We start from the raw sequence: 17,831 nt of genomic DNA on the forward strand, positions 1-17,831 counted from the left end.
TCATACAGATTTTACCGGTTGAATGGTTAACAATAAATACTTTAACGGTTATTCAGCTAATATAATATAAAATTTCCGGATTTTTGCGCTATTAACAGCAACGATTATGGCAGAAGACTTACATGTTGTACAGGGAAATAAAGAAGAACAATACCGTTCCCTGATCCCGCAAATCAAGGGATTACTGGACGGAGAACCCGACCTGGTGGCCAATCTGGCCAATGTAGCAGCAGCTTTGAAAGAGCAGTTCGGTTGGTTTTGGGTAGGCTTCTATCTCGTTAAAGGAGAAGAATTAGTATTAGGCCCCTTTCAGGGACCAATAGCGTGTACACGTATCCGTAAGAACAAAGGTGTATGCGGTACCAGCTGGGCACAAGCTACTACCCTCATTGTACCTGATGTGGAAGCCTTCCCGGGACATATTGCCTGTAGCAGCTTATCCAAATCAGAAATCGTGGTACCACTGATCCGCAACAGCGAGGTAAAAGCAGTGTTGGACGTAGATAGTGAATCCTTATCTCATTTTGATGAAACAGATCAGCGATACCTGGAAGAAATTGTGGCACTGATTGTGTTATAAGAGAGCGAAAAATTACTTCATCGCTTTAAAGACAAGTATGCTTTTTTTCCGTAAACGAAATACCGATCCTGTAGTGCCTGCACAGCTGCTGGCATTTATGGGGACAGATATACATTCGCATCTCATTCCGGGTATTGATGACGGAGTGCCGGATGTGGCTACAGCAACGGAGTTTATAGAACAGTTACAACATATGGGGATTCAGAAAATTGTGACCACCCCACATATTATGATGGACCGTTATCCCAACTCCGCCGCCACTATTGCGGCGCCCTACCAGGACGTGGTGGAAGCGCTGGCCCGGAAAAACAACACGATTTCCTTTCACTATGCAGCAGAGTACTATATGGATGAAGAGTTTGAAACACTGCTCCAACGGCCCCTGCTGACGCTGTCTGGTAATAAAGTACTGGTGGAAATTTCTTTCATCTCCCCTCCTTTACAGCTGGCGCAGTGGTTATTTGATATACAGGCCGCCGGGTATCAGCCTGTACTCGCACATCCGGAAAGATATGCCTATTACCATGCTGACATTGCAAAATATGAGCAACTGAAAAAACAAGGCTGCCTGCTTCAGCTTAACCTGCTGTCGCTGACCGGGTATTATGGCAAGCATGTGCAACAAGCGGCGGAAAAGCTGATGGCAGCCGGTTTACCTGATCTTATTGGTACAGATCTGCACCATGAGAAACATCTTCATGCCATTGCCGGCATCGCTAAAAGCAACAAGTTGCGGAAACTACTCGATACTTATCCTTTCGGAAATGCTACCTTATAAGCGTTACCGTACCGGTTTGTTTACGTGCCTGCTGCTTACTATCGGTATACAATAACATCCATACATAACTTCCTCCCGGTAACGGACTTCCTTTCAATGTGCCATCCCACACACCTTCCGGATCATTGGTGCTAAACACTGTCTGGCCCCAACGGCTATATACTTCCAACCGGTAATCGTGTACATCGTCGTGCACCTTTGCCCGGAACAAGTCATTTAACCCGTCACCATTGGGCGTAAACGCTGTGGGTACAAACACTGCACATTCGCGGTTATTGCGGATAATGTCTGCCTGTCCATCCGTTTCACAGTCATGTGCGTCTTTGATCCTGAAATGGAAATTGCCGGCATCCAGCCCCGACCAACTGCTATCCGGCTGCCAAAGCCCGTTATCGAGACTATAGGCATAAGGAAGCGTACCGCCGGTAACATCCAGCGATATTTTCCCATCGAAAGTGGTGGCACAACTGATATCCTTCTTGCGTACTCCCGCAATTGCCAGCGGGGCAGGTTCCACTACGGAAATATTGTCAATCTGTTCTCCACAGTTTTCTTCATCTTTTATCCAAATGCTATAATTACCGGGAGATAATTTTTCGAAAGAAGCGGTGTAAGTGCCGGTGGTACTACCATTGAAATAATACCGGTAAGGTGGCGTACCTCCTGTGGTTTCCAGCTCAATAGTATTGTCGTTCTGGCCGTAACAGCGGGAGGGTGTCACCGTAATCTTACTTTTCACCTCCCAGCCTATAATGGTAAAATGTTGGGTAACGCTGATACCATTGGGATGTGTTACCGTGACGTCGTAATCGCCGGGCGCCAAACCGGTGATATGCGAAGTATTTTCTCCTGCGCGGCTCCAGCGGATGGCACAGGTGGCAGATACACCCGTGATAGTAACGCTGGCCTCCCCGGTTTGTTCCCCTTTACACGTATTTTTCAGCGACAGCGTGAGCTGGGGTGTTTCCAGCAAGGCGCCAGACAGGTTGTCCATCAATACAGCGGAACCATAAATGCTTTTGTCGCAGGGAATCGTGGCATCTGCCATGAAAGTGATAAACTTATAATTACGGGAGGGATGGAAAGTAAATGAATAGCGCTTCCAGTTAGTATGTGTAAATGCGCCTGAACTCCATAGTCTTTCTGCCGTATCCGTGGGCGTATTGCCGCCATATACCGTGAGATTGCCATAACAGGTGAGCGAAGAATATTTGGTGGCATAAGCCAGGTCCAGCGCTATTGTATAGGTTTTGCCACCAATCAGTGATACCTCCTGGCTGATGGCCTCCAGGTAGGTAGGACCACTATGCATACCTACATAGGTGGCGCCGTTGGAAGGCGGCAGATTAATATCGAATGTGCCTGGTTGTACATCCGGCGTATTTCTTGGTTTCCATAAATCGGGTACCTTATCTTTCCCCGGCGTTCCTTCCAAGGAAGGATTTTTCAGTAAAATATCCTGTGCGGTAACGGGATGCAAGGCACTTATGATACAAAACAATACTGCTGCAAGGTGTTTACATACACCGGACAAAGCATCGGAATATTTCAACAGCAGTGGTGTCATCGTTGTTTGGGTTTATAGAGTGGGATAACAGGAGAAGGTTACACTTATTTTTATTTTCCTGCCTGGAAATAAAATAAGTGTAACCTCCTGTATCCATTTAGTCTTGTGACTGATACGTACGGGAAGCATTTACTTTTGCTGCTGCAAACAATCCCCTGATTACGTCTGTAACACGCCACAGGTCTGCCGGCGTAAGATTAGATCCGCTTGGCAGGCATAATCCATTATCAAACAGCTTTTCGGAAACGCCGTTTACGTAGGCCGGCATTTTTTCAAAAACGGGTTGCATATGCATGGGTTTCCAGAGCGGCCGGGATTCGATGTTCTCTCTCTCCAACGCCAGGCGTATGGTTTCACGGGTAATGCCGTTGCTCTTCGCAGGGTTCACCAGGATAGTGGAGAGCCAGCGATTGCTAAAGAAACCTACGGGCTCTGATACAAAAGTAACACCTGGCAAATCAGATAACTGTGCCACGTAATGCCGGTAGTTTGCCCGGCGTTGTGCTACCCTTTCTTCCAGCACCAGCATCTGTCCACGGCCAATACCAGCACAAACATTGCTCATACGGTAGTTGTAGCCAATATGGCTATGCTGATAGTGAGGAGCGGCGTCGCGTGCCTGGGTAGCCAGGAAACGGGAGTGACTGATGAGCGTTTCATCGTTACTTATTAATGCACCTCCACCACTGGTCGTAATGATCTTGTTTCCATTGAAACTGAGAATCCCCAGTTTACCGATGCTACCGCAGGCTTGCTCCCGGTACCAGGAACCCAGGGCTTCCGCTGCATCTTCAATGACGGGAATCTCATAACGGTTGGCGATCGCCATAATCTCATTCATTTGTGCCGGCATGCCATACAAATGAACCGGGATAATTGCCTTCGGCTTTTTGCCATTTTCGATGCGATCTATGATCGCCTGTTCCAGCAAGGCCGGGTCCATATTCCAGGTAGACGTTTCACTGTCTACAAAAACGGGCGTAGCGCCCAGGTAGGCTATGGGATTGGCGGAGGCAGAGAAGGTCATGCTCTGGCAGATGACTTCGTCACCAGCTTTCACTCCCAGTGCGATTAGTGCCAGGTGCAGTGCCGCCGTTCCTGACGATAAAACGGCCGTATGAGCAGTACCTGTAAACGTTGACAAATCTTTTTCGAATCCATCCACATGGGGGCCCAGCGGGGCAATCCAGTTACTATCAAACACATCTTTTACAAATTCAAATTCCTTTGTTCCCATATGAGGGGAGGATAACCATATTTTCTTATTCATCATGGTAATTTTTTAAGTTTATCTTTTACGTGCAGGATTTCCTACTGCTACGCTATGATCAGGTATATCTCTGGTAACAACTGCTCCTGCGCCAATAACGGCCCATTTGCCAATAGTAATACCGGGAATCACCACTGCACCCGCCCCGATGTGCGCGCCCTCTCCTACTTTTACATTGCCACATAGTGCGGCGTTAGGAGAAATGTGCACAAAGTCCTCGAGCACGCAGTCGTGGTCTACCGAAGCATTGGTGTTGATGATGCAGTGTTTGCCCACCAACACATCGGCATTTACGGTAGCTCCGGCCATCACTACTGTTCCTTCCGCTATCATCGCAGACGGAGAGATATTAGCTCTTTCGTGTAGCGCAGTACCGAAAGGAACAGATAGTTGTTCCGCGATATTTTTCCGGACAGCGTTCTTTCCAATGGCTATAATTATCGCTGCAACCGGCATTTCAGGCGAATAAGCTATTACCGGATATTGCCAAACCTGCTTTATATCCGGATTGTCGTCAAATAGTCCCTCCACGGGAATCTTCCTGGATTGCAGTATTTCGATAATCACTTTTGCATGCCCACCGGCGCCAAATAAATACATACCTTATTATTTAATGCTATCATCCATTTCCCATAAAACGCTCCATGGTAGCAACGCCTGCCGCATTGATCCCTTCCGACTTTATCACTTTTTGTATTGTCATCCGTATTATTTTCAGATCCAGGGCAGGGCTGATATTATTTACGTACCATACATCATAGGCAAACTTCTGTTCCCAGCTGATGGCGTTACGGCCATTCACCTGTGCCCAGCCGGTAATACCGGGCCGTACTTCATGACGGCGATGCTGCGTATCGTTGTACAGCGGGAGATAATCTACCAGTAAAGGGCGGGGACCTACCAGGCTCATATCTCCTTTTAATACATTGATCAGCTGGGGAATTTCATCCAGCGATGTTTTCCTGACGAACTTCCCGACTGGTGTCAGCCTCACTTCATCCGGCAGTAACCGGCCATTTGCATCCTTCCGGTCGTTCATTGTTTTGAACTTAATGACACGGAATATCCGTCCATTTTTGCCCGGCCGGGGCTGCAAAAAGAAGGGACGGCCACTGTTAGCGATAGCCAATAACAGCACCAGTACCAACATCACGGGTGATAATACCACCAGTGCCACCAGTGCTGCCGTGATATCCATCAGCGGTTTAAACAGGTTCCTGTACCAGTGCATTGTTTGATTTTATTGCTTTAACGATCTTTTTCCTGACGAAATCCAGGTAGCGGGATGCCAATACCTGGCGGTCGAAATTCTGCTTCGCATAACGGAAACCACTGTCGCCTTCCGTTTGCAGGCGCTGCGGATCTTCCAGGTACTCCCGGATAACCGTGTTATAAGCCGCCGTATTTTCAGGCTCTACGTAACAACCCGCCCCTGCTGTTTCCACCAACTCCCTCGACACGCCGTCGATCGCCATGAGGATAGGCTTACGGCAAGCCATGTAGTCGAATGTTTTATTGGAGTACACCGTTTTAAAGGTGTCTACCTTCTTCAATATAGAAGCGCCCATTTCAGAAGCCAGGATATACTTAAATACATCTGCCTTAGGAACAGCATCCAGGAAGCGTACATTCTTCACACCTTTTTCCACCGCGAGCTGCTGTAACCGGGGCTTTTCCATTCCCTGCCCTATCAGCAGGAACAATACGGGCGTATCTTCCAGCGCCTTGCCGGCATCCAGCACCTGCTCCAGGTGGTTGGCCACGCCATGCGCACCCACGTAGGTGATCACAAATTTGTTGCTCAACTGATGCTCACGGCGAAAGCTATCCCGGTCGAATGATTCCAGCAGGTGATCCGACAGGGAGAAATCTGCCGCATTGGGAATGAAGATGAGCTTTTGCTCCGGCACATTTTTTTTATCGCGCAGGGTATTATAGAATGCCGGCGTCAATACATTGATCATGGCTGCCTTACGATAAATAAAATCCTCTACCCAATAAGCCAGTTTGATGACGAATTTATTCTTCAATACGCCTGTATCGATGGCCGACTCCGGCCAGAGATCACGCACTTCAAATACAAATGGCATCCGTTTCAGCCTGGACAACAAGTATCCCGAAAAGCCTACGAATAAAGGCGGAGAGGTGACTACCACTACATCAAACTTGCCCTTTACTTTAAAGAGGCCTGCCCAGAGTGAAGAGAACATGAAAGAGAAATATCCCCATAGCCTGCCGAGAAAACTGGCGTTGTAAGATTCCGACACATGACAACGCCACACGGTAACGGCGCCCTGTTGCTTCTTCACAAAGTATTTCCCCTTGTACTCTTCTCTTTTAGCGGAGCCGTTGTAATGCATCATGCCGCCTAACACCGTTACTTCAGCGCCTTGCTCTGTCCAGGATTTGGTGATCTCATTCCATCGGGACCCTCCGGGATCATCTTCTTCCAAAAAGTATTGATGTACTAATAAAATTTTCATGGATAATTATATTATGATCTCAGTAATAATAGTATCAGCAGCGGTCGTAAAAACGATACTGCTGTTCTTTTCTTTTACCCCATACAGAGATGAATACATGCCCGGCTCACAAGTGGACTGCAAAATAGCGCCACTACTGTCTTCCGACCTGGTATTCAATTTCTCCGGCGTACAGGTGTGCCACAACTGTCGCATAGACAGGTGGGCAGGTTTATGTTGGATATGGTCTTTTATGATCCACTCGGCCGCATTTTTCTTCTTCCGCACCTGGCGGATATGAACAATGTCGGCGCCTGCCTGCTGAAAGCCGCTGATAGCTCCTTCCCAGATATATTCATCCGGTGTTTCGTATAATCTTGCCCGTGAGCACTGTGTCCAGTTATACCAGATAAAACGGGGCCCTTTCAGCATTTGGTCGTAATGACCCAGCATCACGGTGTTGTGGGAAGCGGTGCCCATGAAATAACGCAAGGTGGTTTCATCGGTATTATACTTATAGCTGCCTGCATCCATCAGCAGGTTTTCGCCCTTATGCCAGATATCGAGGTGCAGGTTATCTGCCTGGGAGGGCCTGTCTTTGTGATTGCCACAACGGAGAAAGGTCAGCGTTTCCTTCTCTCTGCAAATAAAATATCCTCCCTCCGGGAATGAATACAGTACTTTGTCTTTCTCCAATACGGTATCGTGACTAGCTGCCGGCTGCAACCCGTACCAATAAAGGTCTTCGTTGGCTTCCGGCAATGCTGCATCCATTTGCAGCAACACTGCCAGCGCTTCCAGCTGCGGGCGATAATCGCGGTAGTGCTGATCGTTGAGGCGGAAGAATAATGCCCCATCATTGGCGCCATAGTTCGGCAGCCAGCCGTTGCTATCGTTCATGCATACACGCAGGAAACGCAATGACTTAACCGCCCTTTCTTTCACATGCCGCGCAAAGGATTCACCGTTGAGCTCCGACAGCCGCAATGCCCAGGTAAACAACTGGATCACCACACGGTGGTAGTTCATGGAAAACTGCAAAAAGGTACCATCGTCGTATACCTGGTAAGCAATTTCTTCTTCAAACCATTTCTTACCCTGTTCTTTCCAGCTGGCAGCGCCAGGCAGGGAAGGGAACAGCAGTCCACCGAGATATAATGCCAGCGTTTCTGTGATAGCATGATTATTACGTACGGCGATGCGGGAAAAATTGATATTATGAAATACATGATGCAGCTGCCAGTAGATAGCATACTGTACCTGGTCAAAAATTTCGTCTGTCAACGCCGGTGAATGGCGGTAAAAGTACAGGGCAAACGTCCAGTTGAGTACCCGCAGGCTAATCTCCTGGCTACATTTATAGTGAGGACCGCTGTTTACCTTGTTAGCGCTGATCCAGGAAAGGATGTCGTTAAACACCAGCGTGGCATTATCCTTTTCAAAGTGATGGTCATAGCGGATAATATCATACAGGTAGGCAAAACGCGCTTTTTCCCATACAAACTTAATATCCCCTGCTTCCAGTGAATAGTCGTTTACCTCGGTCCAGTGCTGTTCTCCATTATATAAAAATCCGGAATCGGGATTTTTCATCCAGGAAAAATCTTTACCAAGCGATAAAGGAGCACCGTTGAAGAAGGTGAGTTTTCCTTCTTTGATCTGTTTAAACCGTGCGGTCAGCGCAGGCGTTGGCTTTCGCGCGGCAGTTACTTCTTCCCGGCTTTGGAAGAAAAACGCTACCGGCTGCTGCTTCCACTCATCCAATGACAAGTAACGCTGAAACGCAGGCGCCTGTGGGAAGCGCTTTTTAAGGCGCCCGGTCCTGCGGTTCAACTCATGAACAGAACGGAATGCCACATACCGCCAACCCATGTTCCGCACTACTTTCAGTCCATTTATTACTGTATTCAAGCTACTCATACTACTGTTGTCTCCTGCTGTTTTACAGCAAATATTTTTGTCAGGTGTGCTACAATTCTCTCTGATGTTTTGCCATCCCATAAAGCGGGAACAGCTCCTTTTTTCCATTGCCCTGCAAATAATTTCTGCATAGCGGGCGCCAGTGCTTTGGGATCTGTGCCCAGTAGTTCGTTGGTGCCGGTAATACAGGTTTCAGGACGCTCGGTAGAGTCCCGCAGCGTCATGCAGGGTACTCCCATGACAGTCGTTTCTTCTGTGATACCACCTGAGTCGGTGATCACCGCTTTCGCATTTTCCACCAGGTAGTTGAATTCCAGGTAACCCAGTGGCTCTACCAGGTGTAAACGGGGATGTGCCACCGCAATTTTTTCCAGGTTTTTGGCCGTGCGCGGGTGTACCGGGAAAATGACCGGTAATTGCTGGCTATTGCTCATAATTTCATTGATCAGCAGCGCCAGGTTATCTTCTTCATCCACGTTCGCGGGACGATGGAGGGTCATTACCAGGTATTGCCGGGGTTGCAGTCCGGCCCTTTCCCATATGGGCGGCGGCGTAAAGCGACTCCGTTGTTTCAGGAGTGTATCAATCATGGTATTGCCTACAAAGAGAATCTGTTCTGCGATTTTCCCTTCCTTTTGCAGGTTGGTATTGGCAATAATAGAGGTGGTAAAGAAATAGTCGGTGATGGCATCGGTTACCAGGCGGTTAATTTCTTCGGGCATAGTAATATCACCGGAACGGATACCCGCTTCTACGTGCGCTACTTTGATCTTCATTTTTTTTGCTACAATGGCACAGGCCAATGTAGACGTTACATCTCCCACCACCAGCAACAAATCGCAGGGATGCGCCGTCAGTTCCTTTTCAAAGCGGACCATGATATTGGCTGTTTGTTCCGCTTGTGTACCACCGCCTGATTCCAGGTTAGCATCCGGCTCAGGTATTCCCAGCTGTTCAAAAAATGATTGACTCATGTTTTTGTCGTAATGCTGGCCGGTATGCACCAGTCTATAACTGATGTTGTACCCGTCCTGGCGCTTTTCCTGGACGGCGGCAATAATAGGAGCTATTTTCATGAAATTAGGGCGCGCTCCCGCGATGATGGTTAACTTCATATCGATATGGTTTTTAAATATAATTAATGGTTTTTCGGCTATGGCTATTGCTACATGGTTCTTCAGATATATACTGCAGACGAATCTATACAACTGCTACAGGCCTCTCTTCCGCTTTCTCCGAACGGTTTTTGGCGGTAGCGCCTATGGGCGCTACTGCTACCCAGCCCCCTTGCTTCAGGCTATCAATTGCAGCGAAGCTGGCCAGGGTGGTATTGATGATTTCGTCAAAAGGAATGAGTGCTGCGCCACCATTTTTGATACGTTCGGTCAATAGTCCGAATTGGGCCTTGTGCCCTTTATCAATGCCGGTCTTCAATTTGGTGAACCCTTTAAACCCGAATCCTTCGGTAACCCGGTAGTTGTCGATGACTGCCGTCCGTTCCTGTGAATACACCTCTATCCTTTCTTTTGCGTATGTTTTGGATCCATTGGAGAAATAGTTGATTACGCCGGTGGAACCGTTTTCATATTGCAATAAGATGGAAGCGTTGTCCGTGTTTTCTGCCGGGTTGGTGCCCATGGCATTCATGCAAACGGCCTTTACTTTACTACCGGTCAGGTAAGTGATCAGGTCTATAAAGTGGCAGGCTTCCCCGATGATACGGCCACCGCCTACTTTCATATCATGCACCCAAACATTGGCCGGTATGGCGCCGGCATTCATAGTGGCAATGATATTCATGGGCGTGTTACCTACCAGTTGTTTAACTTTCTGTACATGCGGCGAAAAACGGCGGTTAAATCCTACGGTGAGCGTAACAGATCCGTTGTACGCCGCAACAATCCTTTCCAGTTCTTCCCGGTTGAGTGCCAGCGGCTTTTCTACGAACACATGTTTGCCCGCCTGTAAGGCTTTCGTTACCATACCCGCATGCGCGTTATGACGGGTGGTGATCAACACCGCGTCGGTATCTGCATCGTGCAGCAGCTCCTGGTAGTCGGTGGTGCTGTAGGCGATCTTATGTTTTTTTGCCAGGGCAGTACCGGTAACCCCTCCGGCGCTGGCAATGTATTTAATATTGGCGCCTACTTTTTCAAGGGCTGGCAACATGGTCATCTTGGTAAAATTGCCTGCTCCCACGATGCCAAAAACGCCTTTCGAGCCTTTGAAAGAAGCACCGGGAATAACCTGTACCACCCGCTCTGCCGTGGCCTGTTCGGGGTATACCAGGATGGAGGCAATGGCATTACTATGCCCTATATCGCCGTATATTTTCTGGTATTCCGCCAATGGCACCCGCTCCGTGATCAAAGAAGCTACATCCAGCTTCCGGGCGCTGATGGCCTGGAGTATGGCTTCGAAATTTCTTTTTTCTGTCCATCTCACAAAGGACAATGGATAATCCTGGCCCCGTTGCTCATAATTTTCGTCATAACGGCCAGGCCCGTACGAACAGGATACCTGGAAGGTGAGCTCTTTCTCATAAAACTCTGCCCGGCTGATATTGAGCCCGATTACCCCCACCAGCACAATCCTGCCGCGCTTACGGCTCATCTGGGCAGCCTGGGAAATGATATCATCTGTTTTGGCAGAAGCGGTGATAATAACGCCGTCGGCCCCAATGCCGCCGGTAAGGTCCATCACGGCTTTTACCACATCCGTTCCTTCCCGGGGATTAATGCCGATGATACCTTTTTCACGCGCCAATGCTATTTTCTTTGCGTCGAGATCTACGCCTATAACCCTGCAGCCATTGGCTGCCAGCAAGCCTGCGGTCATTAAACCGATCAGGCCAAGGCCGATCACTACTACTGTTTCACCGAGGGTAGGATTGCATAACCGGATGCCTTGCAGCCCGATAGAACCAATCACAGTAAATGCCGCTTCTTCATCGGTTACATTGTCTGGAATGGCTGCCACCAGGTTTTGCGGTATGCATACAAACTCCGCATGTTGGCCATTAGAGGCCACGCGGTCACCTATTTTAAAGTCATGTACGTCTTCTCCTACTGCGATCACTTTTCCCACATTACAATATCCCAAAGGGAGTGGTTGTCCCAGTTTATTGAATACAGCTTCCAGGGTGGGCATCAAACCTTCCGTTTTCACTTTATCCAATACCTGCTTTACCTTATCGGGCTGCTGACGGGCCTTCTGGATCAGGTTGGCCTTCCCAAACTCCACGAGCATGCGCTCCGTTCCCAGCGACACCAGGCTACGGGTAGTTTGTATCAGCACACAGCCCCGGCTGATACCCGGCGCTGGTACATCCTCCAATATAGTTTCTCCTGTTTTGAAAGACTGGATCAATTGTTTCATTGCTTCAATAGTTTATTAGTTTGTTATTTCAGCATGGTTCACCAGCAGGTTTACCTTTCCTGAAACGGTTTTAATAGGACGATCAATTAACTTAAACTCAAATCGTATATCCACGTTACTGCTATCAAATAATTTTTCCGGGTGTTGTAATTCAGAGATACTGTCAGACAATACATACAGGATAGTGGCTTCTCCCGGCTGCCGTTGGGTAATCTGGAGATGCGAACACATATCGAACAACCGGTGATGACGCCCAAAAATGAGTCCTGTTAAAGGAATCCTTTTGTTTTTTGCATCCAGCACAAATTCGCCAGCCCTGCCCCCCGCGATGGAAAATGACTGCAATACGCCATGGTTTGACTTTGCATCATTGATTTCATCGTAGGTATCATACCTGATTAAGGGAGAAGCCATATTATAGAAGCCTGTACCTACCAGGTTTTGTGTACCGTTGTTGGCGTTATTATCTAACGCCTCCGTATATCCGTAGGTCTGGAAAGGCGTATACACAAACTTCTCCGTTTCATAAGCCAGTACGCTCCTTTCAGTATGCCCGTACCAGGAAATGGTAGATATGCCAAAAACCTTCTCCAGGGTATCTCTGAATAAGGGCATCGGGTATTCTGAACTCAGGAAAGCCCCTTTCAGGTTCTTTTTCAGGAGCCCGATCAATTCATGATCATGATCCCGGCAGTATAAGCTAAATTCATACAGCGCACTGGGATAACCATGCAGGTATTCAATCCGCTGCCTTTTCAGAATTTTCTTCAGCTCTGCTGCACACAGCTTCAGGTCTTCATAAATATTTACGCCGTAGCTATGACGCAGGGCATCATATTCCACGCAGTTCTTCTTAAACTCGCTTCTGCCCGCAAAGGTCAACTTCAGGCTACTGGGCTTATATCCCAACCGTTCCCAGATACGGTGCATATGTGCCCATTCATTGGCAATCATTTTCGAGGATACATAAAACGTAAGCGGGTTACCGGAAGAACCGCCGGTATTGGCGATGTACTTATCTTTTATGTCAGCCGTTCTTTCTTCCACCGCATATCGCTTCAGTATTTCCTTGTTGATCACGGGCACCCTTTGTATGTCGTCAAAAGATTGTACCTCCCCTGGAGAAAATCCTTTTTCGTCGTAGTAGGATTTATAAAACGGTACCTGTTCATAAGCATAGTTTAATATGTGACGAAAGCGCTGCAATATAAATGCCCGCTGTCCTTCTATATCCAATGCCTCATAGGCCGCAATATCCGACCGCCTGCGCTGGTAAACGTTTCCTACGCCGGGTCTGCTTTCAAAGGGAATAAGCGATAAGGCCTTCCCGATCAAAGGACTATTTATATTCAGGTTCTTTTTAACAAAAACGATTAAACTCATACAGCTAATTGATTACTTCCTGGTACAGCTCCAATAACTCGGCGGCTGCATTCTTTAAATGAACTCCTGGTGTATTATTATCTCCTTTTTTCAATTGACGAATCGCCTGTTCTATGGCTTGTTCGCTGAGTGGTACCAGCTGCACGCCGGCAGGGCGGTTTACCACCTCTGTTGCCAGCACCTGTCTCTTCAGGTACAGCGCTTCTTTCACCGACAATGAATCACCATCTGTGGTGGTGATCCGTAAAAACACATCCGACATTTTCAGCACTTCAAAAAAACTATGCGGCTGATCAATGAGTATGATATTTTCCGACAGCGGTTCTCCTGTTTCGGCAAAATATCTTTGATAGCTGCCCGACGGATCGGAAATGATCAAACACGCTTCCGGCCATGCTTTAAATATTTTTACCAGCAACGACACCTGGTAAATTTCGCGGCCCTGCTTGTCTCTCGACACGCTGGAGGCATTGGTAGCGCAAACCAGGCGGGTGCGTTGTTGTAACACGGCTTCTTTTATAGCCGCCGGCAGCACTTCCTCCTGTCCTGGCGGAATAAACGCCGGGATAAACCGGGTACGTTTATTCATCCTGCTGCCCAGTTCCATGCTTTTCTGATTCAGCACAATCGGCTGGTAAGCCAGGCGGAACGACCAGTTGTCGGCCAGGTTTTTCATGGCGCTATACTGTCCCACATTTCCATGGTAAGTAAATACCACTTTCTTCCCCAGCAAGGTGCTGACTGTTACCAGCGCGCATCTTAACAGGGGATTGGATACATGGAAATGAACAAACCGGTGCCGCCAGATACTTTTCAGGGTGTCGGCAGGTTTAGCTCTCCTGATATCTGAAAACGTGTAATCGTATCCGTTACCATCCAGGAACTGCCGCAGCCGCTTGATGTGCATCGTGATTCCGCCAATGGGAGGCGGCATGGTAGCCAATATCAATAGTGCCGGTTTCCTCATCTTTTATTCTTCTTAATTTCCCAGTGTTTTAATCATTTTCTTCCTCGCATCTTCTGCTGCCGGGGCTTGCCCTTCGTTGGCCAGCACACTGCGGCATAAGTCCATCGCCGCCTGCTGTCCTGCCTTCCGGGCGTAGGCCGATAGCAGCATATAATCTTCCACGCCTGCTTTAAAGGCCTCCCATCTCCTGCTGGACAGCACCTTATTGCCATCATCGTAGATCACGGCAAAATCGGCCGACTTACCATCAAAATCATCCCATACAGCCGTAGCGTTGGCTTCATGCCCTACATCGGCATATTGCCAGAAGCCGATCCCGGTAATGCCCGATGCGTATGCTTTCCAAGCCATTAACCGGTAATAGCTGTAAGGAGATAAAGACTTGGTAGGTTTCTTAATATCGTATAGCCAGTTTTTGCCACGGGGTGCATAGTTTTGCTGTTTCTCCCGGAGAATATTAGGGCTGCAAAACAGCTGGCAAATATCCAGGTTGTTGCCTATAGACTTTAAAGTACCGGCATTGGAAATAGTGGCAAAAATGCGGGCGTCTTTCCTGGCAGATTTAATCCAGTCGGCAAACTGTTGAAACGTATTGAGCTGTGCGGGTTTTACCTCATCAAACGGATACAGGTATACGTTATCTGCGGATATACCGGCACTTACAATGGCTTTCATCAACGCATCGTACCAGGTAAGGAAAGATTGCTTCCAGGCATCAGACAGGAAGCCGGATTTCGCATTCACGGAAAAATCGAGGTAAAGCAATACCTTATCAAATCCTTTTATATACTGGAGGTAAGCCTGTAGTTTCTGGTTACTGGCCACCGGTACATTGGGCAGCAATATGCCTGGCGGAATCACAAAAGTATTTACATAGTGATTCAGCAAATCCTGCCGTGCACTGGCTTCCCGGCCCTGGAGCAGGGGATCGCTGAAATAGGCCCATACGTTTACATCGGGGCGAAGGTTCGTATAGCCCGACAAGGAGGCATTGCCGGCATTAATAGCCAGTTCGCTGCTGGCTGTATGGCGCGGGTCCTTTATGCTAAGTGTTACCTTGCTATTCCCCGCGCTTTTAGCCAGGGTTTTCATTAAGATAAGGCGGTTTTCCCGCGGCGCCAGTTCCATCGAAGCGCCACTTTGCAGTTCCATCAGGGCATCGGGGATCACTTTAAAATCGCGGCTCTTCACCGGTTTAGCCCAGTACACATTTACACCCAGGTCGCCGGCGTTGCTGGTATATGACAACGTAACGGTGGCGCTCTGGTTGCCGGGATTGGAGATCAGCCATCCACTGTAGGACGACAATCCCTTAAACGTTTCTACCGGAACAGGGCTGTTTACCGCCTGTAAATCGGGCGCAAACGGGGACGCCAGCGGCACCAGGGTAACTCCCGACTGACCGGAAGTGGTGGCCGACATCACCGACAGGGGGGCACTTTTAGCTACCGATGCGCCGCTCGCTTCATTTGAAAAGCGTTTGCCGATCGCCGCATCCCGGCAGGTTTTAATAAAGCCAGGGAGGTCGTTGTCGCTCACGGTTTTATAGGTACCAGCTTTACCGGCATTATCTTTACCCGCTATAATTTGTATTTCGTCTGTAAAAAAGTAGCTGCCATTGGGAATAGCCAGCACCCTGACATATTTCCCTACAGCTTGCAGGCCTTTCAACGACAGCGGAATAATTTTATAATACTCATCTTTGTCAGACGATTGCTCTGTCATATCACCCAGGAACTGCCACTGCTGCTGATCATTACTGATAAATACCAGCACGCTGAGTGGCATACTCACTTCCGCTTTCTGCCCTGTTACCGTATTCAGGTTAACACGGGATACCGGCACCGGTTTATCAAAAGAGAAGTCGATGGTCACCTGCTTCACATTCTGCCAACCCAGCGCCGCAGGATCCTTCCAGAAGGAAAGCACGCTGGCATATCTGCCATCTGTCAGCATTTCTTTCTGGCTCTTGTCTTTCGTTAATGTATAATTGGGCGCCGGCGTAACAGCAATTGTCGCCTTGTCTGCGATATTCTGAGAAAACGTGTCTGCACAGGAAGTCATCAGGCACCCCACGATGATGATACACATCTTCGCGTATTGGGTACTGCCAGAGCATACTATGTTAAAAAGTTTGCGCATCATCGTTCTTTATTTTATTAAGGCGTAAGCAAAAATCAGGGTGAAATAAAACAACAATCCCCGGGCAACGAGTTGCTTTCTTTTGGCTTTAGCCAGTGATAAAATCCCCCCCGAAAAAATGACAAAGACAACGGGGTATACCGACATAATTCTCCGTGTATCTGCATTTGCGCTGGCACCCAGGATTAAGAGGATGGCAATCGCAAATAAAATATTCAATTCTTTAAACTGGAATAATGGGTTCCTTGGCTTTATCAGGCTCGTGTAAATAATCACTACCCACACCACAAACCAGAATACCGCAGCAACAGACCAGGGTATAAAAAAGAGATTCTCCTCCCATACCGAGTAGAACGGGAAGGGAAGCGTTTGGGAAAACAAACCCACCGCAATATGTCTCACTCCAAAAGGCAGGCGAAGCAACATGCTGCCAAAAGAGCCCAGCCCTGCACTGGAGGACGAAAAATCACGATAGCTATCGCTCGTGTTCTGTATCGTATTCAGCCCTTCCTGCAGCACCGCAATCTGCGTTAGTGCAGGCAATGCCAGCATCACCAGGATAGGGATCTTAAATTTATTGGCCGTTACATTATTCTTATCTGTTACCAGCAAATAGATGTAGGCAAACAGGAAAGACACAGAGAAATAGCCGTGCTCGGGCCGGAAGAAAAAGATGACCACGGTAAGCAAAAGGCCATAAAAGATACCTGCAAACCCTTTCCGAAAAACGATCAACAAAAAATAAAGTCCAAAGAATAAACCTATGTGCACATCCCGCAGGTAAATGGCAGAATAAAAGAAGTTATAGGAAAGGAAGCCGTATATAACGGTCATCCTTACACTGTATTCGTCTGTGATATAGTTGGCCAGCAGGTTATAGAGGATGACCAGTATGGCGCTGGAACAAGCCACAATCTGGAGTTTCTGTAAAAGTAAGGAGTTAATGTCGATGCTTTTTGCAATGAATGCCACCACGGTGGAGAAATAGGCAAATCCTTTCCAGTCATTCGCAAAGAAGTCGTTCCGGTAGTAAGTCCCGATTTCGCCGATGCTGCCCGCGCCTGATACTTTATCGACGTAAGTATAGAAGGTCACCGAATCTTTTGCATAAAAGATATCCTTGAATGGGTCCTGTACAAAGAGTTCATTGGTGATCATCATATAAGTACCATATACCAGGAAAAAAGACAGGAAGATCGTATAGGACGATTGTCGCTTCACGGCGTCTTTGGCCATCAGGTGAATGCAGCCCATTCCAAACAGCACCAGCAATACGTTAAACAGGAAAGTAGCCAGGCTAACAGATACGATGCCGGCTACTCCTGCAAAAACGAAGTTCAGCAGGCATAAAATATTAATATGGGCGCTTCGGTTCCTTATCATC

The 17,831-nt window shown here is 48.0% G+C and carries 14 protein-coding genes; 2 read left to right on the forward strand and 12 right to left on the reverse strand.

What is annotated here, in order from left to right; genetic code table 11:
- The first annotated feature begins 106 nt into the window (after positions 1 to 106).
- Complete coding sequence (locus tag HGH91_RS25985; RefSeq protein WP_168741880.1) at positions 107 to 580, forward strand: GAF domain-containing protein; 474 nt, start codon at positions 107 to 109, stop codon at positions 578 to 580.
- Positions 581 to 617: 37 nt separating this feature from the next.
- A complete protein-coding gene (locus HGH91_RS25990) occupies positions 618 to 1,358 on the forward strand; it encodes a tyrosine-protein phosphatase (RefSeq protein ID WP_168741882.1) in 741 nt (246 codons plus the stop codon).
- Here the strand turns inward: HGH91_RS25990 and HGH91_RS25995 are convergent.
- From HGH91_RS25995 to HGH91_RS26050, 12 genes are all read right to left on the reverse strand, one after another.
- A complete protein-coding gene (locus HGH91_RS25995; protein ID WP_168741884.1) occupies positions 1,348 to 2,925 on the reverse strand; it encodes a gliding motility-associated C-terminal domain-containing protein in 1,578 nt (525 codons plus the stop codon). The genes HGH91_RS25990 and HGH91_RS25995 overlap by 11 nt on opposite strands.
- A 97-nt stretch (positions 2,926 to 3,022) precedes the next feature.
- On the reverse strand, positions 3,023 to 4,195 hold the full coding sequence (locus HGH91_RS26000; protein WP_168742144.1) for a DegT/DnrJ/EryC1/StrS family aminotransferase: 1,173 nt from the start codon (positions 4,193 to 4,195) through the stop codon (positions 3,023 to 3,025).
- An 18-nt stretch (positions 4,196 to 4,213) separates the two neighbouring features.
- Positions 4,214 to 4,795, reverse strand: a complete 582-nt coding sequence (locus HGH91_RS26005) for an acetyltransferase (RefSeq protein ID WP_168741886.1) — start codon at positions 4,793 to 4,795, stop codon at positions 4,214 to 4,216.
- A gap of 19 nt (positions 4,796 to 4,814) precedes the next feature.
- Positions 4,815 to 5,426, reverse strand: coding sequence for a sugar transferase (locus tag HGH91_RS26010; RefSeq protein WP_168741888.1), 612 nt, complete (start codon positions 5,424 to 5,426; stop codon positions 4,815 to 4,817).
- Positions 5,401 to 6,678 carry a glycosyltransferase family 4 protein gene (locus HGH91_RS26015; RefSeq protein ID WP_168741890.1) on the reverse strand — a complete coding sequence of 426 codons (1,278 nt, stop codon included), beginning with the start codon at positions 6,676 to 6,678 and terminating at the stop codon, positions 5,401 to 5,403. Before HGH91_RS26015 ends, HGH91_RS26010 begins: the two co-directional genes overlap by 26 nt.
- Before the next feature lie 6 nt (positions 6,679 to 6,684).
- A complete protein-coding gene (locus HGH91_RS26020) occupies positions 6,685 to 8,577 on the reverse strand; it encodes an alginate lyase family protein (protein WP_168741892.1) in 1,893 nt (630 codons plus the stop codon).
- On the reverse strand, positions 8,574 to 9,692 hold the full coding sequence (gene wecB, locus HGH91_RS26025; protein WP_168741893.1) for a non-hydrolyzing UDP-N-acetylglucosamine 2-epimerase: 1,119 nt from the start codon (positions 9,690 to 9,692) through the stop codon (positions 8,574 to 8,576). Before wecB ends, HGH91_RS26020 begins: the two co-directional genes overlap by 4 nt.
- Positions 9,693 to 9,777: 85 nt before the next feature.
- Positions 9,778 to 11,955, reverse strand: a complete 2,178-nt coding sequence (locus tag HGH91_RS26030) for a bi-domain-containing oxidoreductase (protein WP_168741895.1) — start codon at positions 11,953 to 11,955, stop codon at positions 9,778 to 9,780.
- 15 nt (positions 11,956 to 11,970) lie between these two features.
- Positions 11,971 to 13,338 carry a hypothetical protein gene (locus HGH91_RS26035; protein WP_168741897.1) on the reverse strand — a complete coding sequence of 456 codons (1,368 nt, stop codon included), beginning with the start codon at positions 13,336 to 13,338 and terminating at the stop codon, positions 11,971 to 11,973.
- A 4-nt stretch (positions 13,339 to 13,342) separates the two neighbouring features.
- Positions 13,343 to 14,305 (reverse strand): glycosyltransferase family 4 protein, encoded by a 963-nt coding sequence (locus HGH91_RS26040; RefSeq protein ID WP_168741899.1) that lies wholly within the window; start codon positions 14,303 to 14,305, stop codon positions 13,343 to 13,345.
- A 12-nt stretch (positions 14,306 to 14,317) separates the two neighbouring features.
- Positions 14,318 to 16,450, reverse strand: coding sequence for a DUF4091 domain-containing protein (locus tag HGH91_RS26045; RefSeq protein ID WP_168741901.1), 2,133 nt, complete (start codon positions 16,448 to 16,450; stop codon positions 14,318 to 14,320).
- A 6-nt stretch (positions 16,451 to 16,456) separates the two neighbouring features.
- On the reverse strand, positions 16,457 to 17,830 hold the full coding sequence (locus tag HGH91_RS26050) for a hypothetical protein (protein WP_168741902.1): 1,374 nt from the start codon (positions 17,828 to 17,830) through the stop codon (positions 16,457 to 16,459).
- Between the last annotated feature and the right edge of the window lies 1 nt (position 17,831).

The organism is Chitinophaga eiseniae, assembly GCF_012641265.1.
Lineage (GTDB): Bacteria > Bacteroidota > Bacteroidia > Chitinophagales > Chitinophagaceae > Chitinophaga > Chitinophaga eiseniae_A.